This window comes from Nocardia sp. NPDC005825, assembly GCF_040630175.1.
Lineage (GTDB): Bacteria > Actinomycetota > Actinomycetes > Mycobacteriales > Mycobacteriaceae > Nocardia.
Genome location: NZ_JBEXXC010000017.1, coordinates 24,828 through 48,921 on the forward strand (window position 1 = coordinate 24,828; position 24,094 = coordinate 48,921).

Below are 24,094 nucleotides of genomic sequence, written 5' to 3' on the forward strand. Positions count from 1 at the left end.
TCAGCGCCGTGTGCCGCCGTAGCGGTCCGCCAGGCGGGCCTCGTTGGTGGTGGGCTTCGGTGTGGGGGTCGGGTCTGCGACCGCCTGGGCGTCGGTGCCGGCGCGGGCGGCCTCGGCCGGTTCGGCCGCCGCTTCGGACTTCTCGCGGCGGCGAGCGCGGATCTCGGACCACACGAAGTAGCCGAGACCCAGCGGCGCCATGACGCCGAAGGCCAGCCATTGCAGGCCGTAGGACAGGTACGGGCCGGCGTCGAGCTGGGGGAGGGCGTCGGGGGTGAACGCGCCGGGCTGGCCCGCGTCGAGTTGCAGATAGCCGCCGAGGCCATCGGTCGGGATGGGCGTCAGGGGCAGGCCGAGAACGGCCGCTTCCTGCTGGGTGTCGGTCGTGTACACCTGCCGGAAGCCGTCTTCGGTGGTCGGCGGCTTCTTCTCGATGACGCCCTCGGAGGCGCGGATACGGGCCTCGAGATGCTGCGGCCCGGTGGGCGGGTCGGCGATGGCGGGCGGGCGGGTGCCGCCCTGCGCCGCCGCGATCTGGCCGCGGTCGACCAGCAGGGTGCGGCCGTCGTCGAGCCGGAACCCGGCGAGCACGGTGTAGGCGGGCTGCCCGTCGAGGTGGCGCAGGCGCACCAGGACCGTCGAGTCCGGGACGTAGCTGCCGGTGGCGGTGACGCGCCGCCATTCGGTGTTCTTGCCGTCCCCCGACAGCAGCCCGGCGATGTCCACCGGGTCGGCGTGCACCGACGCGGCGATGCGGTCGTTGCGTTCGGAGGTGCGGGTGTTCTTGCCCAGCTGCCAGGGCGCGAGCACGGTGAAGCACAGGTAGGCGAAACCGGCCACCACCACGGCCAGGATCAGCCAGCTCGGGCGCAGCAGGAAGGTGAGGCGACGCAGCAGCGAACTCATGCGTCCCGGCCTCCGGCCCGCGGGTCCTCGCCGAGCTGTTCGCGCACCCAGTCCAGCATCCCCGGCACGGCCGCCTCGATCTGCTCGCGCACCAACGCGAAATCGGACTGGTCGCCGTAGTACGGGTCCGGCACCGAGCGACCGTCCGCGTCCGGGTCGAAACTGCGCAGCAGCCGCCGCCGATCCGACGGCACCCCCATCCGGGCCAGGTCCCGTTCGTGCCCGGTGTCGAGCGCCACCACCAGGTCGGCGTCGCGGTGGTCGTCCCCGATCACCGCCGCACTGTGCCCGGTCGGATAGCCGTGCGAGCTCAGCTCCTGATTGGTCCGGTAGTCGGCCTCGTCGCCGACATGCCAGCGCCCGGTCCCGGCACTGCTCACCCGCACCCGATCCGCCAATCCCGCACGCTCGAGATGCGCGGCGAAGATCTTCTCGGCCATCGGGGACCGGCAGATATTGCCGGTGCAGATAAACGTCACATGCAGGTCGCCCACGACAGCCATTCTGGCCGGTGGGCGTGGACGGTGGCCACGTAGGGTGGACGGCTGTGCCGGACGACACCGAGTTCCAGGATTTCGACCATGCCAGGCTGCGGCACCACGGGGACGTGGACGCGCGGCCGGGCATGGTGGATTTCGCGGTGAACGTTCAGGGGAGCGCGCCGCCGGAATGGCTGCGGGAGCGGCTGGCGCGACGGCTGGGGGAGCTGGGCCGGTATCCAGGGGAGGCGGACGAACGCGCGGCGCAGGCGGCGGTGGCCGCGCGGCACGGGCGCTCGGCCGACGAGGTGCTGTTGCTGGCCGGGGTGGCCGAGGGGTTCGCGATGCTGCCGCGGCTGGTGTCACGGCTGGCCGCGGTGATCCATCCGTCGTTCACCGAGCCGGAGCTGGCGCTGCGCGAGGCCGGGGCGCCGGTGGCGCGGGTGCTGCTGGAGCCGCCGTACTCGCTCGACGGCGTCGTGGTGCCGCAGGACGCGGATCTGGTGGTGGTGGGCAACCCCACGAACCCGACCTCCGTACTGCACTCTGCGGACAGCATTCGGGCGCTGCGCCGGCCGGGACGGATCGTGGTGGTGGACGAGGCGTTCGCCGACGCGGTGCCCGGTGAATCGGAATCCCTTGCCGGAGAGAGCCATCCGGATGTGCTGGTGTTCCGGAGCCTCACCAAGACGTGGGCGCTGGCCGGACTGCGCTGCGGGTACGCGCTCGGCGCGCCGGAGGTGCTGACGCGGTTGAATCACGGCCGCGCGCACTGGCCGCTGGGCACCCTGCAGCTGGAAGCCATTGCGGCGGTGAGCGAACCGGCCGCGGTCGCGGAGGCGCAGCGGATGGCCGAGCACATCGCCGCCGATCGGGCCGCCATGATCCCGCGGCTGCGGGAACTGGGCGTCGAGGTGCACGAGCCCGCGGCCGGGCCGTTCCTGCTGATCCGGGTGCCGGACGCGGAACTGTTGCGAAAGCAGCTCGCGGACAAGGGGATCGCGGTGCGCCGCGGTGATACGTTCCCCGGGCTGGAAACGGGTTTCCTGCGGGTCGCGGTGCGGCCGGCGGAGGCGGTGGACCGGCTCGTCGCGGCCATTCGCGACGTGGGTGTGTGATCGTGGCAGGCAGGATCGAGCAGGAGGTTCGGTTGTGACGACGGTGCGGTTGTCGGATCTCATCGCGGCGTTGGAAGCGGCGTACCCGCCCGGACTGGCCGAATCCTGGGATTCGGTGGGACTGGTGTGCGGTGACCCGCGGGACTCGGTGTCGCGGGTGCTGTTCGCCGTCGACGCCACGGCCGCGGTCGTGGACGAGGCCATCGAGTGGGGCGCGCAGGCGCTGGTCGTGCACCACCCGCTGCTGCTGCGCGGGGTGGACACGGTCGCGGCCGACACCCCCAAAGGCGCGCTGCTGCACCGGCTCATCCGCTCCGGCTGCGCGCTGTTCAGCGCCCACACCAATGCCGACTCCGCCGATCCGGGCGTCTCGGACGCGCTCGCGGCGGCGATCGGGCTCACCGTCACCGGCCCGCTCGATCCGAAACCGCTGACCGCCCTGGACAAGTGGGTGGTGCAGGCGCCGGTCACGCACCGCGACGCCGTGCTGGACGCCCTGTTCGCGGCGGGCGCGGGGCGGATCGGCACGTACTCCGACGCCGCCTGGACGGTCGCCGGCACCGGCCAGTTCCGGCCCCTCGAGGGTGCCAATCCGGCCCTCGGCGTGGTCGGCGAGCTGCACGAGGTCTCCGAGGATCGCCTCGAGGTGGTGGCCCCGCCGTCGCGGCGGGCCGCGATCCTGGCCGCCCTGCGCGCGGCCCACCCCTACGAGGAACCCGCCTATCACGTCACCGAACGCGCCGACCTGCCGTCCGGCCTGGGCATCGGCCGCGTCGGCGAGCTGCCCGCCCCGGAAACCCTGCGCGAGTTCACCGCTCGCGTGCGCGCCGCCCTGCCCGCCACCACCTGGGGCGTGCGCGCCGCCGGTGACCCGGACCGGATGATCCGCACCGTCGCCGTCTGCGGCGGCGCGGGAGATTCCTTCCTGGGCAAGGTCTCCCGCCTCGGCGTGGACGCCTACGTCACCTCCGACCTGCGCCACCACCCCGCCGACGAACACCTGCGCGCGGGCGGCCCGGCCCTGATCGACGCCGCCCACTGGGCCACCGAGTTCCCCTGGTGCGGCCAGGCCGAAGGTGTGGTCCGCCACGCCCTGCCCGGCCTCGAGACCCGCGTCTCCACCCTGCGCACCGACCCCTGGACCTTGGGCGCGTCGGACTGCTGAGCCCGGTCAGGCGCGACGCCGCCGACCCCGGCCGATCCGGTGATTTTCCGGCCCGGCCCGTTCGGTGTGATCGTTTCTCCTGCTGGGGGCGGGCTTGGCGATTCAGACCCCTCAGGGCGGGTACGGTGGGTGTCTTGAATTCGTCCATAGCGTCCAGGAGACCTTCGCGTTGAATGCCGAACCATCGATCCAGGCCAAGCTGCTCGACCTCGCCGCCGTCGACGTCGAGCTGACGCGGATCGAGCATCGCCGCAAGGTGCTGCCCGAGCAGCAGGACGTGGATCGGCTGGCGGCGGAGCGCTCCACTCGTAAGGACGAGGCGGTGAAGGCCGAGATCCTGATCGACGACCTCGATCGCGACATCCGGAAGCTGGAGGGCGAGATCGAGGCCGTCCGCAAGCGCGAGGAGCGCGACCGCGGCATGCTCACCGCCGGTTCGGTCGGGGCCAAGCAGCTCTCCGAACTGCAGCACGAGCTGACCAGCCTGGAACGCCGCCGCAAGGTCCTCGAGGACGACGAGATCGAGGTGATGGAGCGCCGCGAGGCCGCGGCCGCCGCGCACGCGCACGCCGGGGCCAACCTGGACCAGGCCGAGGCCGAACTGGTCGACGCCGAGCGCCTGCGCGACAGCGCGCTCGCCGACCTGGCCGTGGCCCAGCAGCGCTGCGACTCCGACCGCGAAGCCCTGACCCGCTCCGTCCCCGCCGACCTGCTCGCCGCCTACGACAAGCAGCGCACCACCTACGGTGTCGGCGCGGCCCTGCTCCAGGCCCGCCGCTGCGGCGCCTGCCGCATCGAACTGGACCGCGGCGAGATCTCCCGCATCACCCAGACCGCCCCCGACGTCGTGGTCCGCTGCCCCGAATGCGGCGCGATCCTGGTGCGCACCAAGCACTCCGGGCTCTGACCCGACCGAACCGCGAACCGGGTCCCGCGCGGCGCGGACCTCGACGCCGCGGCGGCGTGCCCGCCGGCGGATTCTCGGACCTGCACGGAAGGTGAACAGCGTTGGTGGACATGGTGATCGTCGAAGCGGACGGCGGCTCGCGCGGCAATCCGGGCCCCGCCGGATACGGCGCGGTGGTCTGGGACGCCGATCGTGCGCGCGTCCTGGCCGAGCGCAAGGAGTTCCTCGGGGTCGCCACCAACAATGTCGCCGAATACCGCGGTCTCATCGCGGGTCTGGAGGCGGCCGCCGAGCTGGGTGCGCGGGAGGTGTCCGTGCGCATGGACTCCAAACTGGTCGTCGAGCAGATGTCGGGGCGCTGGAAGGTCAAGCACGAGGCCATGATTCCGCTCGCCGATCGGGCGCGGCGGCTGGTGGCCGGGTTCGAGCGGGTGAGTTTCGCGTGGATTCCGCGCAAGGAGAACTCGCACGCGGACCGGCTGGCGAACGAGGCCATGGACGACGCGGACACCGTCGCGGAGGTTCGTTCCGCGCTCGCCGACGCGGGCCAGGCGCTGGGCCGACCGGCGGAGCTCGGGCTCGAAGGCGCGAATTACGCTGCGGGTGACGGTGGTTCGGGCAATGGCGTTGCCACGTCCGGCGGGGCGGTCGGCGCTGCGCCGACGGGTGCGATCAGCGCCGAGGTGGCCGGTGGCGTGGTGGACACCCCCGCGGCCGGTTCCCTGGCGACCACGCCGATCACCGGGTACGCGCCCGGGTGGACCGGTGCCGTCGGCCGGCCGACGCGGCTGTTGCTGCTGCGGCACGGGCAGACGGAATTGTCGGTGCAGCGGCGGTATTCGGGCCGCGGCAACCCGCCGCTGACCGAGCTCGGCCGGCGGCAGGCGGCCGATGCGGCGGCCATGCTCGCGCGTAAGGGCGGGATCGAGGCCATCGTGTCCTCGCCGCTGGGCCGGGCGCGGGAGACGGCGGCGGCGGCCGGGCAGGCGCTGGGCCTGCCGGTGACCGAACTGCCGGGGCTCACCGAGACCGATTTCGGTGCGTGGGAGGGCATGACCTTCACCGAGGCCCGCGATCACGATCCGGAGCTGCACGCGCGCTGGCTGGGGGATCCGTCGCTGCCCGCCCCGGGCGGTGAGAGCTTCGATCAGGTGCGGGAGCGCGTGGAGTCGGTGCGGCGGGATCTGGTGGCCTTGTATCCGGGCGCGAATGTGCTTGTGGTCAGCCATGTCACGCCGATCAAGACGCTGCTGCAGCTGGCGCTCGGGGTGGGTCCGTCGCTGCTGTACCGGCTGCACCTGGATCTGGCGTCGCTGTCGATCGCGGAGTTCTATCCGGACGGCGGATCGTCGGTGCGCCTGGTCAACGACACGTCGTATCTCTGAGGAGACGGGTAACCCCCGGTGCCGCAGGGGGTTCGGGTCACGGACGTAGGGTCGCCATCAGGAACTCGGTCTGGTCGTAGACGGCCTTCTCGAACCAGTCGTCGAAGTAGATGTCGAAATGGCCGATCGGATAACGCTTCACGGTGGCGTGCTTGGTCCGCTCGGCCGCCTTCACGGTGGGGCCCGCCGGGGCCACCGAGTCGTTGTCGCAGATCGCGTACAGCACAGGCGCTTTGATGTCCTTGACGTGCCGCGTCGGATTGTCGAACAGCGTCGACAGCCCTACCCGCGCCGCCACCTTCGGCCGGTACTGCGAGCTCTCCTCGGCGAGCCGTCCGAATCCGGCGGGTACGTCGGCCGCGCTCATCAACGCCGCGGAATGCTTCTTGCCCGCCAGCCGCGCGGTGATCGGGCGCCGAATGATCGGCCCCACAACCTGATCCGTCACCGCCAGCGTCCCGGTCTTGATCAGACTCAGCGGCCCCTTCGCCAGCGCCGAGGACCAGCCGCTGGTGAACGGGCACTGCGCCACCACCGCCGCGATGTAATGGTCCTCCGGTGCCACCGCCAGCACGTGCCCGCCGCCGAAAGAACTGCCCCACAACGCGATTCGTGTGGCGTCGATCCCTCGGATGGTGCGCGCGAACGCGATCGCGGCGTGCCAGTCCTCGCGCTGCCGCGCGATATTGATCACCTGCCGGGGCTCGCCCCCACTGGCCCCGAAATGCCGATAGTCGAAGGCCAGAGCCGCGATTCCCACCGATGCGAAACGGCGCGCGTACCGATCCAACCCCATTTCCCGGTCCGCCCCCAGCCCGTGCCCCATGACCACCAGCGGGCGCGGACGCGGCGGTCCATCCGGGAGATACAGCCAGCCGGCGCACTGTTCGACACCCGAAGGGAACCCCACCTCGACACGCTCCATGACGCCCTACCGTACCCTGGTGGCCGCGGACGAGTCGGTCGGGCGGCCGCGGCGAGAGGAACGGGCAACGCGTGTGCCGCAGCCTGTCGCCGAGGAAAGTCCGGACTCCGGAGAGCAGGGCGGTTGTTAACGGCAACCCGGGGCAACCCGCGGGACAGTGCCACAGAAAACAAACCGCCGGCGGGCCGCACTTCGCGAGAAGTGCACCGCCGGTAAGGGTGAAACGGTGCGGTAAGAGCGCACCAGCGCGCCGGGTGACCGGCGCGGCTAGGTAAACCCCGCCCGGAGCAAGGTCGAAGGCCGCACTCGCGAGAGTGCGGCTGCGCAGGTGTTCGAGGGCTGCTCGCCCGAGCCTGCGGGTGGACCGCTCGAGGCACCCGGCAACGGTGTGTCCAGATGGATGGTCGCCACCCGGCGTTTCGACGTCGGGGACAGGATCCGGCTTACAGACCGACTCGTCCGCCCGCATTTTCTGCCCCTCCGCTTCGCTACGGGGCGGGTTCGCGGCCGCTGGTCCCGATTCTTCCCTCCTCCGCTCCTCCGCTTCGCTCCCCCGCTCCGTCAGTCCAGAATCGGGACGGCCGCGAACTCTGGGTGCTCTGCTGGCAGCAATTGGCGTCGCGGGGACGATCTGTCGGTGCCATCATGGAGGCACACCGTCGGATTTCCGATGGCGCGGAGATATTTTCGCGGAGCTCGCCATGGATGTTCTGTATCTGCTGGTCGGATGGTTCGCCGCCATCGTCGTGATCGCCGGAATCGGCCTGGCGGCCGGGGTGCGGGTGGTCACGCAATACGAGCGGGGCGTGGTGTTCCGGCTCGGGCGGGTGCGGGCCGTGCGGGAGCCCGGATTGCGGCTGCTGATTCCCGGCGTGGACAAGATGTCGAAGATCTCCATGCAGGTGGTCACGATGCCGGTGCCCGCGCAGGAGGGCATCACGCGGGACAATGTGACGGTCCGGGTGGACGCGGTCGTGTACTTCCGGGTCGTGGATCCGATACGGGCCCTCATCGAGGTGCAGGACTATCTGTTCGCGGTCGCGCAGGTGGCGCAGACGTCGCTGCGTTCGATCATCGGCAAGAGTGAGCTCGACGATCTGCTGTCGAATCGGGAGGAGCTCAACAAGGGCCTCGAATTGCTCATCGACTCGCCCGCCCTGAATTGGGGCGTGCACATCGACCGCGTCGAGATCAAGGACGTCGCCCTGCCGGACGCGTTGAAGCGTTCCATGTCCCGTCAGGCCGAGGCCGAACGTGAACGCCGCGCCCGCATCATTTCCGCCGAGGGCGAATTGCAGGCCTCGCGGAAGCTGGCGCAGGCCGCCGCCAATATGTCCGACGCCCCCGCCGCATTGCAGCTGCGATTCCTGGAGACCGTGGTTCAGGTTGCGGCGGAGAAGAATTCGACCCTGGTGTTGCCGTTCCCGGTGGAGCTGCTGCGTTTCCTCGAACGCAGCGGGCGGATGCCGGCCGAGACCGCGCCGGAGGAGCCCGGCGCGTCGCAAGAGATGAGGGAGTAAGTCATGGCTGGTGTCGTTCAACCGGCGGCCATCGTGGTGCTGTTCGCCATCGCGTATGGATTCAAACTCTTCAGTGCCAAGTTCCCGGGCGGACTGCGCGGTAGGTAGGCGGTCCGCGCGGCGAGCAGTGCGGCCGCGGGAAAACAGGCGGGCGGGCGGCGTGATCGACACCGCTCGCCCGTTTCCCCGCGCAGACCATCCGGTTGGATAAGAATTGCGGCGCGCCACACGGTGTGTACCGGCGCGGCTCGGCGTGTCGAGCGGGTTATCCGCCTTGAACTGGCACCGAACGTGATCGACGTCATAAAGTGTTGCGCGTTGGAAAGTTCCGTAGCGGTCCGCGACGGGACAAGGGCTCAACAAACGTCGGAAAGCAGGTCTCGTCTCAATGCGAATTGCTCGCAAACTGGCAGTGGGGGCGCTTCTCGCCGCTGCCGCCTCCGCTGTGCTGGGTGCCGGTTCTGCCTCCGCGGTGGCCGTGACGCCGCTGCCGGGCGGAATTCAGGTGGATCTCACCGCGGCGGACACGCAGTGGGTGGCGCAGAACCACTTCGGACAGGTCATCGCCGGCCTGCCGCATCCGTCGGCCGCGTCGTTCGGGGAAGCCCTGGACTCGGCCGCGTTGCTGTCGTCGCAGTATCCGGGCGGCCGCGTGGTGTTCACCGTGTACGGTCCGTTCAACGAGCTGAACGGCACGATGCTGGCCCTGCAGTAGGGCCAGTCTCCGCAGTGGAACTGCATCAACGGATCGTGTCGGCGCCGGTGGACTTCGGCGCCGTCCGAACCGAGTTCGGACTGGCCTCGGACTACCCGTCCGAGGCCGTCTCGGAGGCCCGCGACGCGGTCGACGCGTTCGCGGGCGCCCGAGCCGACCGGCGGGAGATTCCGCTGGTCACCATCGATCCCCCGGGTGCCATGGATCTGGACCAGGCCGTCTGCCTGGAACGCACCCCGAGCGGCGGATTCCTCCTCTCCTACGCCATCGCCGACGTGGCCGCGGTGGTCGTCCCCGGCGGGCCGCTGGCCCGCGCGTCCCTGGCTCGCGGCCAGACCTTCTACTTCCCCGACGGCACCGTCCCGTTGCACCCGCCGGTGCTGAGCGAGGGCCTGGCCAGTCTGCTGCCCGACGTCGACCGCCCGGCCGCGCTGTGGACCATCGAATGCGACGCGCACGCCGAACCGGTGCGGTTCTCGGTGACCCGCGCGCTGGTCCGCTCCCGCGCCCGCCTCGACTATCAGGGCGTGCAGGCCGACGCCGACAACGGCCGCCTGCACCCGTCGATCGCCGCGCTGCCCGACTTCGGGCGGCTGCGCATCGCGGCGGGTATCGAGCGCGGCGCGATCACGCTGCGGTTGCCCGACCAGACCGTGGTCCGCGACGCCGAGCAAACCGGGATCGACCACTGGCAGCTGGCGCTGGAACCGCGCACCGCGGCCGACGACTGGAACGAGCAGGTCTCCCTGCTGACCGGCATGTGCGCGGCCCGAATCATGCTCGATGGACATAACTCGAACGGCTCCGGCAACCCCGAGCCGCCCGGTCTGCTGCGCACCATGCCGCCGCCCGCCCCGGCCGCCATCGAGTCCATGCGCCGCACCGCCGCGGCGGTCGGGGTGCCGTGGCCGCCGACCGAGTCCGCGGGCCGCATGCTGGCCGAACTGGACTGCAATACGCCCGCCGCCCTGGTGCTCATGTCGGAGGCCACCGGCCTGCTGCGCGGCGCCTCCTACACCATCCTCGACGGCCAGGACCCGGACACCTTGCGGCACAGCGCGATCGGGGCCCCGTACTCGCACGTGACCGCCCCGCTGCGTCGCCTGGCCGACCGCTACGCCACCGAGATCTGCCTGGCCCTGTGCGCGAAAACCGCGGTGCCGCAGTGGGTCGTCGACGAACTCGCCACCGCCGTCGACACCATGCGCCGCACCGACGCCCTCGCCGGCAAGGTCGAACGCGCCTGCCTGGACCTCACCGAGGCCACCGTCCTGTCCCCGCGCCTGCACACCGACTTCGACGCCGTCGTGCTCCGCGAGGCCAACGGGACCCGCCCGGCGGAGATCTTCATCGCCGACCCGCCCGTCCTCGCCAAATGCACCGGGCGGCCGCCCGAAGGCGAAACCGTCCAGGTCCGCCTCGCCCAAGCCGACCCGGTCACCCGCACCGTCACCTTCGTCTACCCGCCCGGAGCCGAACCCGAACCCACCCCGGAACCCTGATCCGCCGCGGCCCGCCGCCGCCGGGCCGGTCGGCCGGAATCCAGGCCGTCGAAGGTGACGGGTGCCTGCCGGGTCGCCAGGTCCCGCATGTAGCAGCGTCGGTCGCTGCTCGACAGTCAGCTCAGCGGGTGGTGGTGGACGAATTCGACGGCGTCCGGGTAGTCCGCGAGGGCCATGGCGGCGGCTGATTCCTCGGCGTCGCAGAGGCGCTGGAAGCCGGAGTCGGCGGTGTCTGCGACGTGGGTGCGGATGGTGAGGAGGGCTTCGACGGCATCGCGGTGGTCGCCGAGGACGCCCTGGAGGTGTTTGGCCTTCTTGCCGAGGTCTTCGGCGGGTTTGCCGAGGACGGCGGTCGCGGCTTCGGCGGAGTAGCGCAATCGCTTGGCGGCCTTGCGGATATCGTGCAGGCGCTCGATGCGTTCGTCGCCCGACAGGCCGTGTTCGGCGTGGACGAGGTGGCGCAGCGCGCGCAGATCACGGCGCAGGACCTTGGTGAAGACCGGCTCGGCCGGCTTGTCCGCGCGGGAGTGTTTCAGGGGCGGGTCGGTGATCAAACCGTGCAGGGTGCCGATCAGGGCGGAGTAGCGGCGGCTGTCGAAGGCCTCGAGTACCGCGCGGTGTGCCTCGGCGTAGATGCGGCGTTCCTCCGCGACCAGCCGCTGCCCGAAATCCGGCGGGGGAGGGACGTTCCCGCCGTCGTGGGGGAGCGGGGGCTGCTCCGCGTCGCGATCCGAAGCAGCGCTGTCGTTGTCCGGCTCGGCGGACGGGTCCGCACCCAGTAGGGCGGCGAAGCGGTCGGCGCGCACCTCGGCGTCCCGGGCGACGCCGAGTAGCCCGGCCAGCCAGCGCAATTCGTCGGTGATCTCGGTAACGGGCTTGCGGCGCAGCACCCGGCGGTAGGACTTCAGTACGCTGCGCAGTCGCCGGGTGGCCACCCGCATCTTGTGCACCGAGTCCGGAAGGTCCTGGCGCACATCGGGTTCGGCCGTGCACAGCCGGTCCACATCGGCGGCTACTGCGTCGACCAAGGCGGGACCGGCTGTGGTGCTCATCTACGTCCTGTATTTGTCCGTGGCTTCCACCAGGTGGTGGGTGATGCCGGGTTCGAGGGCCGCGTGGCCGGCGTCGGCCACCAGGTGCAGTTCCGAGCCGGGCCAGGCCCGATGCAGATCCCAGGCGCTGGTGGCCGGGCACACGACGTCGTAGCGGCCCTGCACGATGACGCCGGGAATGTGGGCGATGCGGTCGATGTCGCGCAGCAGCTGGCCTTCGTCGAGGAAGCCGCCGTGGACGAAGTAGTGGTTCTCGATGCGCGCGAAGGCCAGCGCGAAGCGCGGATCGGCGGTCTCGGCGACCCGATCCGGCTGGGGCAGCAGGGAACTCGTGGCACCCTCCCAGGTGGACCACGCGACGGCCGCGTCGGTGGCGAGAGCGGCATCGGGGGAGTGCAGCAGGCGGTGATAGACCTCGACGAGGTCACGCCCGCGGTCGGCTTCCGGCACCGGCGCCAGGAACTTCTCCCACTCGTCGGGGTACACGTACCCCGCGGAGCCATTGTAGTACCAATCGATTTCCTTGCGCCGCAACAGGAATATGCCGCGCAGCACCAGTTCGGTGACCCGGTCGGGGTGGGTCTGGGCGTAGCTCAGCGCCAGCGTCGAACCCCACGATCCGCCGAACACCAGCCACCGCTCGATGCCCAGATGCGTTCGCAGCCTTTCGATATCGGCGACCAGATCCCAGGTGGTGTTGTGCTCGAGGCTCGCCCCGTCGGCGATGTGCGGCGTCGACTGCCCGCACCCGCGCTGATCGAACAGCACGATCCGGTACGCCTCGGGATCGAAGAACTGCCGGTGATAGGGCGCGGTGCCGCCGCCCGGTCCGCCGTGCAGGAAGACGGCGGGCTTGCCGTCCGGATTGCCGCTCACCTCGTAGTAGAGCGACTGACCGTCACCGACGTCCAGCTTGCCCTGCTCGTAGGGCTCGATCGCCGGGTACAGGGTGCGCATCAGCCCGCCACCAGCCCCGCGGCCATGTTCGGGATCTCCAGCGCCGACAGCGTCTGATCACGGACGTCGGAACAGCTCTTGGTGGTGACCCGGTCGACCACGCCCCGCTCATTCGGCAGGAACAAGCCGTTCTGCACCGCCCACTGCACAACGGTGGCGTTGAACGCGACCTTGCCCAGCGTCGGCCCCTGCACCCGCCAGTCCGACAGCTGTGGGCGCAGCATGTCGCACAGCTGCTTGGCGAGGTCGTCGGAAATGTTCAAGGGGGCGCCGGTGCTCGGCGCGGTGGCCGACGTGGTCGTCGGCGAGCCGGAGCTCTGCTGCGACGACCCGGTGGTGGTGTTCCCGCAGGCCGCGGTCAGCGCGACGGCGGCCAACGCCGCGCCCAGCAGCGAAGTACGGCGGATCCAGCGACTCGTTCCACGATCCATGAAATCCCTTTGGTCGTTCCAGCTCGTTGGCTATCGAGTCTGCCACCAAAAGCGGGCGGTGGACCGGGACGACAGGACGCGGCCGCGTGGCGATAGCCGGAGGCTATCGGGGAAGCGTCATTCGTGGTCGGAGCGTCGGAAGGCGGATGCGGGCAGCACCGCCGCCCGTGCGGGCAACCGTCTCGTGTGTACAGCGGGCGGTGGGCGCATGCGAACGCCCCCGCGATCCTGCGCGGGGGCGTTCTCGTTCAATGCGCGGCCGGACGGCTCAGTAGCTGTGCTCCGGGCCGGGGAACACCCCGCGCCGCACCTCGTCGGCGTAAGTGGCTGCGGCGGTGCGCAATTGCCCGCCCACATCCGCGAACTGCTTGACGAACTTGGCGGTCTTGCCGCCGGTGTAGCCCACCATGTCCTGCCAGACCAGCACCTGCGCATCGCATTCCGCGCCCGCGCCGATGCCGACGGTCGGAATGGTCAGCTTGCGGGTGACCTGCCCGGCCAGCTCCGCGGGCACCATCTCCATCACGACGGAGAAGGCCCCGGCCTCCTGCACCGCGATGGCGTCGGCGATGAGCTGCTCGGCCCCGTCGCCGCGGCCCTGCACCCGGAATCCGCCCAGGGTGTTGACGCTCTGCGGGGTGAACCCGATGTGCGCCATCACCGGGATGCCGGCGGCGGTCAGCGTGTGGATGGTGTCGGCGACGCGCTCGCCGCCCTCCAGCTTGACCGCGTGCGCCCCGGTCTCCTTCATGAACCGCACGGCCGTGGCCAGCGCCTGTTCGGGGGAGGACTCGTAGCTGCCGAACGGCAGGTCGGCCACGACCAACGCGTGCGGAGCGCCCTTCACGACGCCGCGGACCAGCGGGATCAGTTCGTCGACGGTGATCGCCACGGTGGTGTCGTAGCCGTACACCACATTGGCGGCCGAGTCGCCGACCAGGAGGACCGGAATCCCGGCCTCTTCGAAGAGCCGAGCGGTGGAGTAGTCGTAGGCGGTGAGCATGGACCAGCGTTCGCCCGCCTGCTTCATCTGCTGCAGGTGCTGCACTCGCGTCTTCCGCCGCGCGGGAGTTTTCGGCGCCGAACCGTACACAGGGGTTTCCGCATCGGATACGGACATCATCGTCCCTTTCGTCGTTCCTCGAGGCCCGTGCCGGGTCCCCGGGTTGTTCTGACGCCCTCAGTCTGCCATTGCGGCCGCTCACCCCAGAGATGCAATTCCTCACATCTCAGCCGACCGGTCCCTTCGCCAGCTGGACGCGCGCGGACCGGTCCTGCCCGGTCGCGTCGGTCCACTTCAAGGTGACGGTGTCGCCCGGATGGTGCAGGTCCATGGTCGCGGTGAGGTCGGTGGCCGTGGTGATGGTGTGGTCGTCGAGGCCGGTGATGACGTCGCGAGCGGCCAGCCCGAGTTGATCGGCGGGCCCGCCCTGCACCACGCCCCGGATCTGCGCGCCGCCGCCGGCGGAGGTCACCGAGACGCCGATGAACGCGGTGTCGCCGATGTGGATGCGGTCCGAGCCCTGGCCCGCCTGGATCTGCTTGGCCACCTCGACGGCCTTGTTGATCGGGATGGCGAAGCCCTGGCCGCCGCCGATGCTGAACCGGAACCCCTTGGACGCGGCCGTGTCCATGCCGATCACCTTGCCGGTCGCGTCGACCAGCGGGCCGCCGGAATCGCCGGGCTCGATATTCGCGGCTACCTGGATCAGGCCGGTCAGCTGCTCGGAGCTGCCGGTGGCGTCGTCGCTGGCGGTGATGGACCGGTTCAGCGCGGTCACGGTGCCCTGGGCGGGAGTGGGCTCGCCGCGGCCGCCGGCATTGCCGACGCCGACCACGGGGTCACCGACCGTCACTTTGTCGGAGTCGCCGAGCGGTGCGGTCCGCAGTCCGGAGGCCCCGCTGAGTTTGATGACGGCCATGTCCTCGCTGCGGTCGAACCCGACCACGGTGGCGTCGTAGGTCTGCCCGTTCCCGAGATCGGTGGCCGAGATCTTGGTCGCGCCCTCCACCACGTGATTGTTGGTGAGCACGAGGCCGTCCGAACCGAGCACGATGCCGGTTCCCGCGCCCTCGCCGTTCTGCAGCCCCAGTTCGGTATCGATATCCACGATGCCCGGCACCACATTTCGCGCGGCCGCGTCGAGATCGGCTGGCGCGGTGGTGAAGTCGATGGGCTGGCTCTTCGTCACCCCGCCCGGCGATTCCGCGATCGGCGCACCCGGGAGGGTCGAGGGCCCGCACGCGACCAGTCCCAGCGTGGCGGTCAGCGCGACCACCGCCGCCGCGGCGGCACGCAGCGCGCGGGGGCGGGAGGAGCGGGTGGTGGACCGATTCGGCGAAAGCGGTTGCACGGACATGGCATCCCCTCGTACGTAGAGCCCCCCGGTTCTCTCCCATTAAGCATGCGGTTTCTGAGAGCGGCCTGGGGACTTTCCGTGCGAACACCCACGTACCGGACAGGACCGGCACCGAACCTCCACCATCGCCGAAACCGTGACATGGCACGATCGTGGGATGGCGTTGATGCGAACCGGCCGGGTCGTGCTCATGGCGACGGCGTTGGCGATGACCGCGGCTGCGTGCACCAGCGTGGTGGACGGCAATCCCACCGCGTCGGCACCGGTGGGGATGGAAGCCTTCTACAACCAGACCCTGAACTGGGGCAGCTGCCGCGAGTACAGCGAAGACCAGATGCCGCGCGACGCCGAGTGCACCCGGGTGACCGTGCCGGTCGACTACGCCAATCCCGGCGGGGCCACCGCCAAGATCGCCATCTCGCGGGTCAAGGCGAACGGCGACAAGATCGGTTCGCTGCTGTTCAACCCCGGCGGCCCGGGCGTGACCGGCCTGAGCATGGTCAGCCTCGGCGACAGCACCGCGCTGGCCGACCGCTTCGACCGGGTCGGTTTCGATCCGCGCGGTATCGGCGCGTCGCAGCCCGCGATCAAGTGCCGGACCGACGCCGAGAACGACGCCCAGCGCGCCGAGCCGAACCGGGACAACTCGCCCGCCGGCATCGCCGCGCTGGAGGCGGAGAACAAGGACTTCGCCAACAAGTGCGTGGAGCGCACCGGCAAGGAGTTCCTCGGCCACGTCGGCACCCGTGAGGTCGTGCAGGACATGGACGTGATCCGGGCCGCGCTCGGTGACCCCAAGCTGACCTACGTGGGCTACTCCTACGGCACTCGCCTGGGCTACGCCTACGCCGAGAAGTTCCCCGACAAGGTGCGCGCCCTGGTCCTCGACGGCGCGCTGGATCCGGAACAGGATCCGGTCAAGGAGTCGGTGGCGCAGGCGGCCAGCTTCCAGAAGGCGTTCGACGCCTACGCGGCGGACTGCGCGGCCAAGGAGAAGACCAACTGCCCGCTCGGCGACGATCCGGGTCAGGCCACCAAGAAGTTCCGCGCCCTCGTCGACCCGCTGTGGGACAAGCCGGTGCCCACCCAGGACGGTCGCGGCCTGCACTACGGCGACGCCATCACCGGCGTCCAGCAGACCCTGTACTCCAACCGCCTGTGGCCGGCCCTCACCAAGGGCCTGCGTGAACTGGCCCAGGGCAGCGGCGACACGCTGCTCGCGCTGGCCGACATGTATGACGGCCGCCACGACGACGGCACCTACGACAACAGCGCCGACGCCTTCAACGCCATCCGCTGCGTGGACGACCCGGCCGTCACCGACCGCGCCGTCGCCGCCAAGCAGGACGCCGACTACCGCCGCGTCGCGCCCTTCCTCGACGACGGGCACGGCAGCGATGCCGCGCCGCTGGAACTGTGCGCCATCTGGCCGGTCCCCAGCACCAGCACCCCGCACAAGATCTCGATCCCGAACCTGCCCAAGGTCGTGGTGATCTCCACGACCGAGGACCCGGCCACCCCCTATCAGGCGGGCGTGAATCTGGCCCAGCAGCTGGGCGCCTCGCTCATCACCTTCAACGGGACACGCCACACGGTGTCGCTGTCCGGTGTGAAATGCGTCGACGACCCGGTCATCGACTATCTCGTGGACCTGAAGCAGCCCGCCCAGGGCCTCACCTGCTGATCGCCGACGCCCGGGCCGCGCGCCGGATTCTGCGCGCGGTTCGGGGTCGTCACTGCTGACAGTTCCGAGAGTTGAATCTGTCGGCGTATGTAACACGGATTTAACTCCGGGACCCTACGCTCGCGGTCATGGACCGTCAGAAGGAATTCGTGCTCCGGACGCTCGAAGAGCGGGACATCCGTTTCGTGCGTCTCTGGTTCACCGATGTCCTGGGATATCTCAAGTCCGTGGCGATCGCGCCCGCCGAGCTCGAGGGTGCGTTCGAGGAGGGTATCGGCTTCGACGGTTCGGCCATCGAGGGGTTTGCCCGGGTCTCCGAGGCGGACATGGTGGCCAAGCCGGATCCGTCCACCTTCCAGGTGCTGCCGTGGTCCACCTCGAAGGGCCACCAGCACTCGGCGCGCATGTTCTGCGATATCGCCATGCCCGACGGCTCGCCGTCGTGGGCCGACCCCCGGCACGTGCTGCGGCGTCAGCTCAACAAGGCCGGTGACCTGGGCTTCAGCTGCTACGTGCACCCCGAGATCGAGTTCTTCCTGCTCAAGCCCGGCCCGCACGACGGCTCTTCGCCGGTCCCGGCCGACAACGGCGGCTTCTTCGACCAGGCCGTGCACGACGAGGCCCCCAACTTCCGCCGCCACGCCATCGACTCGCTGGAGTCCATGGGCATCTCGGTGGAGTTCAGCCACCACGAGGGCGCGCCCGGCCAGCAGGAGATCGACCTGCGCTACGCCGACGCGCTGTCCATGGCCGACAACGTCATGACCTTCCGCTACCTGATCAAGGAAGTGGCCATCGACGAGGGCGTGCGCGCGAGCTTCATGCCCAAGCCGTTCGCCGACCACCCGGGTTCGGCCATGCACACCCACATGTCACTGTTCGAGGGCGAGCAGAACGCCTTCGCCGACCCGGACGACCCGGACAACCTGTCCGAGACCGCGCGCGCCTTCATCGCGGGCATCCTCGAGCACGCGCACGAGATCTCCGCGATCACCAACCAGTGGGTGAACTCCTACAAGCGCCTCATCCACGGCGGCGAGGCCCCGACCGCCGCCTCCTGGGGTCGCTCGAATCGTTCTGCGCTGGTGCGCGTCCCGATGTACACCCCGAACAAGTCGGCCTCGCGTCGCGTCGAGATCCGCAGCCCTGACAGCGCCTGCAACCCGTACCTGGCCTTCGCGGTGCTGCTCGCCGCGGGCCTGCGCGGAATCGAGAAGGGCTACACCCTGCCCCCCGAGGCCGAGGACGACGTCTGGTCGCTGACCTCGGCCGAGCGTCGCGCCATGGGCTTCCGCGAGCTCCCCGCGTCCCTCGACGAGGCCCTCAAGGCCATGGAGAAGTCCGAACTGGTCGCCGAAACCCTGGGCGAGCACGTCTTCGACTTCTTCCTCCGCAACAAGCGCCGCGAATGGGCAGGCTACCGAGCCCAGGTAACCCCTTACGAACTGAAGGAATACCTGGGTCTCTAACCCCCGCCCCACCCGCCAATCGGGCCGCGATCCACACGATCGCGGCCCGATTCGCGTCTGCCACCCGCACACCCACCCGCCGAGCGGCACACCCTGGAGGGGTTTTGCCCGATTCCGCCGCCAGGGTGTGCCACTCGGCGAGGTCGCGGAGTGGGGGCGGATTGGACACAGTGTCTGGTTTGGGTGGGATGGGTGGCATGTCTGGCGGGTGTGGCCTGTAATTTGAAGGGCATGGTTCGGCCTCCGACTGCTCGTTCCGCTGTGCCCGGTGTCGGGCGGCTCGGTCTGCTCGAGCCGTCGGCCGCCGCCTCTCTGCGAGAGTTGGCGTGGGACAACGTGGACAGCGTTCCCCTGCTGTGGGCGCTGTCGCGTTCCCCCGACGCCGATCTGGCGCTGCTGACGCTGATCCGGCTGCGCGAGCAGCTCGGGAGCGATTGGGCCGCCGTGGATTCCGAACTGCGCCGCGATTCCGCGCTGCGCGGGCGGCTGTTCGCGCTGATCGGCTCCTCCAGCGCTTTCGCCGACCACCTGGTGGCCGATCCGGGCGCGTGGCGGCTGCTGCGGCGGCCCACGCTGCCCAGCCGCGCGGAAGTGCTGGCGGATCTGCTGGACGCCGTGCAGGCCGTCCCGGAGAACGGGGCCGCGGCCGGGCCCATGATGTACCGGGCGGGGATCTCCGGGCCCGAGGCGATCGCGTTGCTGCGCAAGCGGTATCGCGATCAGCTCATGCTGCTGGCCGCCATCGACCTGGCCGCCACCGTCGAGAACGAACCGGTGCTGCCGTATCAGCAGGTGGGTCAGCACCTCACCGATCTGGCCGATGCCGCGCTCACCGCGGCGCTGTCGGTCGCGGTCGCGCGGGTGTGCCAGGACCGCGACGTGCCCGTGCACCTGGCCGTCATCGCCATGGGCAAATGCGGTGCGCGGGAACTGAATTACGTCTCCGACGTCGACGTCATCTTCGTCGCCGAACCGGCCGACACCACCGCCACCCGGCTCGCCGCCGAGATGATGAGCGTCGGCAGCGCCGCGTTCTTCGAGATCGACGCCGCGCTGCGGCCCGAGGGCAAGGCGGGCGCGCTGGTCCGCACGCTGGACTCGCACGTCGCCTACTACAAGCGCTGGGCGCGCACCTGGGAATTCCAGGCGCTGCTCAAGATGCGGCCCGCCACCGGTGATCTCGACCTCGGTCGCGAGTACCAGAAGGCCCTCATGCCCATGGTGTGGGCGGCCAACGAACGGCCCGACTTCGTCGCCGACGTGCAGGCCATGCGCCGCCGCGTCGAGGACCTGGTGCCCGCTGATCTGCGCGAACGCGAGCTCAAACTCGGGCACGGCAGTCTGCGCGATGTCGAATTCGCGGTCCAGCTGCTGCAATTGGTGCACGGCAAGGCCGACGAGTCGCTGCACGTGCAGAGCACCGTGGAGGCGCTGGGCGCGCTGGCCGCGGGCGGTTACGTGGGCCGCGACGACGCCGCCAACCTCACCGCCTCCTACGAATTCCTGCGCCTGCTCGAACACCGGCTGCAGCTGCAGAAGCTCAAGCGCACCCACACCCTGCCCGCCCCCGAGGACGAGGAGGGCATGCGCTGGCTGGCGCGTGCCGCGCACATGCGCCCCGACGGACGTCAGGACGCGGTCGGGGTGCTCACCAGCGAGATCAAGCGCAATGCGGTGCGGGTGCGGCGGCTGCACGCCAAGCTCTTCTACCGGCCGCTGCTGGACTCGGTGGCGCGGATGGACGCCGCCGCCCTGCGGCTGAGCCCCGCGGCGGCCGTGCGGCAGCTGGCCGCGCTGGGCTACGTGTCCCCGGAGAACGCGCTCGGCCACCTCAAGGCGCTGACCGGTGAGGTCGGGCGCAAGGGCCGCATCCAGGCGCTGCTGCTGCCCACTCTGCTCGAATGGCTCGGCGAGACACCGAATCCCGACGCGGGCCTGCTCGCCTACCGGCGGGTCTCCGAGGGCCTCGACAACGAGATCTGGTTCCTGCGCGAACTGCGCGACGAAGGGGCCATCGCCCAGCGGCTGATGATCGTGCTCGGCTCCTCGGCCTACCTGCCGGACCTGCTGATCAACGCGCCCGAGACCATCCGCATGTACGCCGACGGCCCCAACGGGCCGCTGCTGCTGGCCACCAAGCCTTCGGATGTGGCGCGCGGAATCCTGTCCGGGGCACGGCGTTACGACGATCCCAGGCGCGCGGTCGCCACGGCCCGCTCGCTGCGCCGGCACGAACTGGCTCGCGTCGCCTCCGCGGACGTGCTCGGCATGCTCGATGTCCAGCAGGTGTGCGAGGCGCTGTCGTCGGTGTGGATCGCCACCCTGGAAGCCGCGCTACAGGCCGTGATCCGGGCCAGTGAGGCCGAACTCGGCCGGCCCGCACCCGCGGATTTCGCCGTCATCGGGATGGGGCGGCTGGGCGGCATGGAACTGGGCTACGGTTCCGACGCCGATGTGCTGTTCGTCTGCGACCCGCGCCCCGGCGAGGACGAGACCGTCGCCGTGAAATGGGCTGTCAGCATTGCCGAACAGGTGCAGCGCCTGCTCGGCGCGCCCAGCACCGACCCGCCGCTGCAGGTCGACGCCGGACTGCGCCCCGAAGGCCGCAACGGCGCGCTGGTGCGCACCCTGGCCGCGTACTCCGCCTATTACCAGCAGTGGGCGCAGCCGTGGGAGGTGCAGGCGCTGTTGCGCGCGCATCAGGTCGCGGGCGACCCCGAGCTCGGCGTCCGCTTCCTGCGCACCATCGATCCGGTCCGCTACCCCGAGGGCGGCATGTCGCCCGAGGGCGTCCGCGAGATCCGCCGCATCAAGGCGCGCGTCGACTCCGAACGCCTCCCGCGCGGAGCCAACCCCGCCACCCACACCAAACTGGGCCGCGGCGGGCTGGCCGACATCGAATGGACCGTCCAGCTCCTGCAACTGCTGCACGCCCACGAGGTCCCCGAGCTCCACAACACCTCCACCCTGCAATCGCTCGACGCCATCGAGCGCGCCGAACTCATCGACACCGCCGACGCCGAACTCCTCCGCGACGCCTGGCTCACCGCGACCAAGGCCCGCAATGCCCTGGTCCTGGTCCGTGGCAAGCCGGCCGACCAGTTGCCCGGCCCGGGCACCTTGCTCTCGGCGGTGGCCCGGGTCGCGGGCTGGCCCAACGACGACGGCAGCGAATTCCTCGACCACTACATGCGTGTCACCCGCCGCGCGAAGACGGTGGTGGAAAGGGTGTTCGGCGGCGAATAGCGGAGGCGTCAGTGGAAGTAGGGCAGCTGCAGGTTGTGCTGCCCCATCATTTCCCGGTACGAGAGATCCATCGCGACAACCGTGTCCAACGCCTCCCGGACCGCGAACAAGGCGTCCTCGAGGCTTCCGCACGTCAGCTCCGATTCGGCCTCCTCCAGCACACCGCGCAGGATATTGAGGCTGTCGCCCTGGATGCTCAAACCGGGAAACCGGCGGCCTTCCCATTTGACCAACGAATAGTTGCCTTGTACGCCGAGTATCCGCGCCGGTTCATCCATGATCACCCGTTCTGTCTTACCTGGGGTCACAGGAACCCGCGAGTTGACGGGCACGTCGTCGACCCATGCCCAGCCCGCTTGCCGGGCGATCGCCAGCAGCTGCTTGCGCGCACTGCACGAATTGGGCTGACAGCCATCGCCTTCGGCGCACCGCCGATGTGGCCACAACAAGATCTTCACGCCGTCGGAGGTCCGCATCGAGGGCGTGACGGGCAGCCGGTGATGACGCACCCGCGAACTGGTCCGAGCCACAGCTGTCACCGCCCTGTCACGCGATCCGATGCCGGCCACGATGCCACCGCCCCGCTCGCCCACTCGCCGGCGCTTCCACATACCTCGAACCATCGAGGCGGCCGAGTCGGAGAAACCGGGCCTCACCACCGGGATGCTCGTCCCGGTAGAAGCCCCACACGCTCCAGCCGATGACGGCCAGGCAGAGAGCGAGAATCGACAGCAGCGCCCAAGTGTCCCAAAGCATTACGGCATCCCCTCGAATTGCGTACCGCTGGTGATGGTTTGAATGCCCGAGCGGCTGCGCGCTGTCACCGCTCGGTGCATTTCCTAGTAGACACCTGAGAGGTCGCAGAAATTGGGTTCATGGTGACCTGTCCACGGATTAGGCTGAAGTGTCCACGGTGAGCGGTATCGCCCGTGGACATCGGTGATCGTGGACGTAGCCATCGTGGACATCTATCCAGATAGCGAGGCTGATCGAATGACTGGTTTGGCCGCTTCTCGTATTGCGTTCGGTTCGTATCTCCGGGGTCTCAGAACTCGAAGTGGCAAGAAGCCCTTGGCCGCTGGGCTCGAGATCGACAAGTCGCGTCAGACGGTGGTGCGCATGGAAAATGGATATCCGACGAATGCCAGCACGAACGACATCGAACGGTTGCTCGAGTTCTACGGGGCATCGGCGCAGGACCGCGAGGAGGCATTGCGTCTCTGGGGCGAGGTCCGGTCCGAGGAGAAAATCGCTCAACAGCAGGGTGATTCGCGAGGGTACTGGCAGCCGTACGCCGACCAGGTCGCCGCCCACCTGCCCCGCTACCTGCGTCTCGAAGCCGCTGCTCATCGGGTCGTCAGCTATCAGCACGTGCTGGTTCACGGGCTGTTGCAGACTCCCGACTATCGGCGCGCGATGGCTCGAATCGATGACCCGGATTTGTCCATCGTCGACACCGAGCGCCGCGTCGAGCTCGCCCTCCGTCGGCAAAAGAGGTTGAGCGATAACGACTTCCGCCTGGAGCTGCTCATGTCGGAATCAGTCCTGCGGCATCAGCCGGGTGGTCCAGCCGTGATGGCGGGACAGCTGCGGTGGCTCGCCGACGCGGGTCGGCGCGACAACATCAGCGTCAGACTCATTCCGTTCGCGGCAGGCTCCCACCGGGGGTTGGCTATCCAGCCATTCACCCTGGTCCAGTTCCCGGCGCTGAGCAGCAACGTCGTGGACGCACCGGTGGTCTACCTCGAAAGCGGTTCCGCGGGCGTCTATCACTCCAAACCGGATGTCGTCGAGGAATATCGAGAGGCGGCGGACCTGATCAGAGCGGTAGCGTTGAGCGAAAGCGACACAGCGGACATCATTGTGCGGATCGCGAAGGAGTACGAGGCGTGAGCAGCCAGTCATCCGGGCCCAGATGGTTCAAATCGACCCGGTCGAAGGCCTCCGAAACCTGCGTGGAAGTTTGCTTCGCTGACGGAGAGGTCGGTGTTCGCGATTCGAAGAATCCCGGTGGCCCGGAGCTGTTCTTCGACGGCTCCGAGTGGGATGCCTTCCTCGGCAGTCGCATCTGGGATCGCTGACGCGGGGACGCGCGGCTCAGCCGAGTGGAATCCATTCCACGCCAACCTGTTCGATGTGGGCCGCCTCGTCTTCGGTCAGTGGTGCGCGGCCACTGGGGGCGGCCGTAAATTCCAGTCCCTCGCCTGTGGGCGGCCCATGTGGTGCCGAAGTGTGTGAAACGATCGTACGTAAGATCGGTGATGGATTTCCTG

The 24,094-nt window shown here is 69.7% G+C and carries 21 protein-coding genes and 1 other RNA gene; 13 read left to right on the forward strand and 9 right to left on the reverse strand.

Going from position 1 to position 24,094, the window contains the following annotated elements; all coding sequences use genetic code 11:
* Positions 1–906, reverse strand: coding sequence for an SURF1 family cytochrome oxidase biogenesis protein (locus ABZ382_RS31875; protein WP_357096834.1), 906 nt, complete (start codon positions 904–906; stop codon positions 1–3).
* Positions 903–1,409 (reverse strand): low molecular weight protein-tyrosine-phosphatase, encoded by a 507-nt coding sequence (locus tag ABZ382_RS31880; protein ID WP_357096837.1) that lies wholly within the window; start codon positions 1,407–1,409, stop codon positions 903–905. The genes ABZ382_RS31875 and ABZ382_RS31880 overlap by 4 nt, the downstream gene beginning before the upstream one ends.
* A 44-nt stretch (positions 1,410–1,453) precedes the next feature.
* Here ABZ382_RS31880 and cobC point away from each other — a divergent pair, with 44 nt between their 5' ends.
* From cobC to ABZ382_RS31900, 4 genes are all read left to right on the forward strand, one after another.
* Positions 1,454–2,503, forward strand: a complete 1,050-nt coding sequence (gene cobC / locus ABZ382_RS31885) for an Rv2231c family pyridoxal phosphate-dependent protein CobC (protein WP_357096840.1) — start codon at positions 1,454–1,456, stop codon at positions 2,501–2,503.
* A gap of 34 nt (positions 2,504–2,537) precedes the next feature.
* Positions 2,538–3,668: a Nif3-like dinuclear metal center hexameric protein gene (locus ABZ382_RS31890; RefSeq protein WP_357096842.1), complete on the forward strand. Its 1,131-nt coding sequence runs from the start codon at positions 2,538–2,540 to the stop codon at positions 3,666–3,668.
* 169 nt (positions 3,669–3,837) lie between these two features.
* Entirely contained in the window at positions 3,838–4,575 is a 738-nt protein-coding gene (locus ABZ382_RS31895) for a C4-type zinc ribbon domain-containing protein (protein ID WP_357096844.1), read from the forward strand.
* 110 nt (positions 4,576–4,685) lie between these two features.
* Entirely contained in the window at positions 4,686–5,960 is a 1,275-nt protein-coding gene (locus tag ABZ382_RS31900; protein ID WP_357096973.1) for a bifunctional RNase H/acid phosphatase, read from the forward strand.
* Between the two features lie 37 nt (positions 5,961–5,997).
* On the opposite strand, the gene ABZ382_RS31905 is transcribed toward ABZ382_RS31900, so the two are convergent.
* Positions 5,998–6,885: an alpha/beta fold hydrolase gene (locus ABZ382_RS31905; RefSeq protein WP_357096846.1), complete on the reverse strand. Its 888-nt coding sequence runs from the start codon at positions 6,883–6,885 to the stop codon at positions 5,998–6,000.
* A 30-nt stretch (positions 6,886–6,915) separates the two neighbouring features.
* On the opposite strand from ABZ382_RS31905, the gene rnpB reads away from it, so the two are divergent.
* The 4 genes from rnpB (at position 6,916) to ABZ382_RS31925 (ending at position 10,622) form a co-directional block, all read left to right on the forward strand.
* An RNA gene (gene rnpB / locus ABZ382_RS31910) (RNase P RNA component class A) lies at positions 6,916–7,347 on the forward strand.
* Between the two features lie 239 nt (positions 7,348–7,586).
* Positions 7,587–8,405 carry a slipin family protein gene (locus ABZ382_RS31915; protein ID WP_357096848.1) on the forward strand — a complete coding sequence of 273 codons (819 nt, stop codon included), beginning with the start codon at positions 7,587–7,589 and terminating at the stop codon, positions 8,403–8,405.
* 388 nt (positions 8,406–8,793) lie between these two features.
* Positions 8,794–9,120 carry a hypothetical protein gene (locus ABZ382_RS31920; RefSeq protein ID WP_357096850.1) on the forward strand — a complete coding sequence of 109 codons (327 nt, stop codon included), beginning with the start codon at positions 8,794–8,796 and terminating at the stop codon, positions 9,118–9,120.
* A gap of 14 nt (positions 9,121–9,134) precedes the next feature.
* On the forward strand, positions 9,135–10,622 hold the full coding sequence (locus tag ABZ382_RS31925) for an RNB domain-containing ribonuclease (protein ID WP_357096852.1): 1,488 nt from the start codon (positions 9,135–9,137) through the stop codon (positions 10,620–10,622).
* Positions 10,623–10,738: 116 nt separating this feature from the next.
* Here ABZ382_RS31925 and ABZ382_RS31930 read toward each other — a convergent pair whose 3' ends face one another.
* The 5 genes from ABZ382_RS31930 to ABZ382_RS31950 form a co-directional block, all read right to left on the reverse strand.
* Positions 10,739–11,674 carry a CHAD domain-containing protein gene (locus tag ABZ382_RS31930; RefSeq protein WP_357096854.1) on the reverse strand — a complete coding sequence of 312 codons (936 nt, stop codon included), beginning with the start codon at positions 11,672–11,674 and terminating at the stop codon, positions 10,739–10,741.
* A complete protein-coding gene (gene pip / locus ABZ382_RS31935) occupies positions 11,675–12,631 on the reverse strand; it encodes a prolyl aminopeptidase (RefSeq protein ID WP_357096856.1) in 957 nt (318 codons plus the stop codon). It abuts the gene before it with no gap.
* Positions 12,631–13,062, reverse strand: coding sequence for a hypothetical protein (locus ABZ382_RS31940; RefSeq protein ID WP_357096858.1), 432 nt, complete (start codon positions 13,060–13,062; stop codon positions 12,631–12,633). The genes pip and ABZ382_RS31940 overlap by 1 nt, the downstream gene beginning before the upstream one ends.
* A 268-nt stretch (positions 13,063–13,330) precedes the next feature.
* Positions 13,331–14,182: a 3-methyl-2-oxobutanoate hydroxymethyltransferase gene (gene panB / locus ABZ382_RS31945; protein ID WP_357096860.1), complete on the reverse strand. Its 852-nt coding sequence runs from the start codon at positions 14,180–14,182 to the stop codon at positions 13,331–13,333.
* Positions 14,183–14,291: 109 nt separating this feature from the next.
* Positions 14,292–15,422, reverse strand: a complete 1,131-nt coding sequence (locus ABZ382_RS31950) for a trypsin-like peptidase domain-containing protein (protein ID WP_357096862.1) — start codon at positions 15,420–15,422, stop codon at positions 14,292–14,294.
* A gap of 208 nt (positions 15,423–15,630) precedes the next feature.
* On the opposite strand from ABZ382_RS31950, the gene ABZ382_RS31955 reads away from it, so the two are divergent.
* The 3 genes from ABZ382_RS31955 to ABZ382_RS31965 all read left to right on the forward strand — a co-directional run bounded on the left by ABZ382_RS31955 (position 15,631) and on the right by ABZ382_RS31965 (position 21,821).
* Complete coding sequence (locus ABZ382_RS31955) at positions 15,631–17,106, forward strand: alpha/beta hydrolase (RefSeq protein ID WP_357096975.1); 1,476 nt, start codon at positions 15,631–15,633, stop codon at positions 17,104–17,106.
* 128 nt (positions 17,107–17,234) lie between these two features.
* Complete coding sequence (gene glnA / locus ABZ382_RS31960) at positions 17,235–18,575, forward strand: type I glutamate--ammonia ligase (protein WP_357096864.1); 1,341 nt, start codon at positions 17,235–17,237, stop codon at positions 18,573–18,575.
* A gap of 231 nt (positions 18,576–18,806) precedes the next feature.
* Positions 18,807–21,821: a bifunctional [glutamine synthetase] adenylyltransferase/[glutamine synthetase]-adenylyl-L-tyrosine phosphorylase gene (locus ABZ382_RS31965; protein WP_357096866.1), complete on the forward strand. Its 3,015-nt coding sequence runs from the start codon at positions 18,807–18,809 to the stop codon at positions 21,819–21,821.
* 8 nt (positions 21,822–21,829) lie between these two features.
* Here the strand turns inward: ABZ382_RS31965 and ABZ382_RS31970 are convergent, their stop codons facing one another.
* Positions 21,830–22,432, reverse strand: coding sequence for a hypothetical protein (locus tag ABZ382_RS31970; RefSeq protein WP_357096868.1), 603 nt, complete (start codon positions 22,430–22,432; stop codon positions 21,830–21,832).
* Between the two features lie 334 nt (positions 22,433–22,766).
* Between ABZ382_RS31970 and ABZ382_RS31975 the strand changes: the two genes are divergently transcribed.
* Together ABZ382_RS31975 and ABZ382_RS31980 are read left to right on the forward strand one after the other, a co-directional pair.
* Entirely contained in the window at positions 22,767–23,714 is a 948-nt protein-coding gene (locus ABZ382_RS31975) for a helix-turn-helix transcriptional regulator (RefSeq protein WP_357096870.1), read from the forward strand.
* Positions 23,711–23,902, forward strand: coding sequence for a DUF397 domain-containing protein (locus ABZ382_RS31980; protein WP_357096872.1), 192 nt, complete (start codon positions 23,711–23,713; stop codon positions 23,900–23,902). Before ABZ382_RS31975 ends, ABZ382_RS31980 begins: the two co-directional genes overlap by 4 nt.
* Positions 23,903–24,094: the final 192 nt, after the last annotated feature.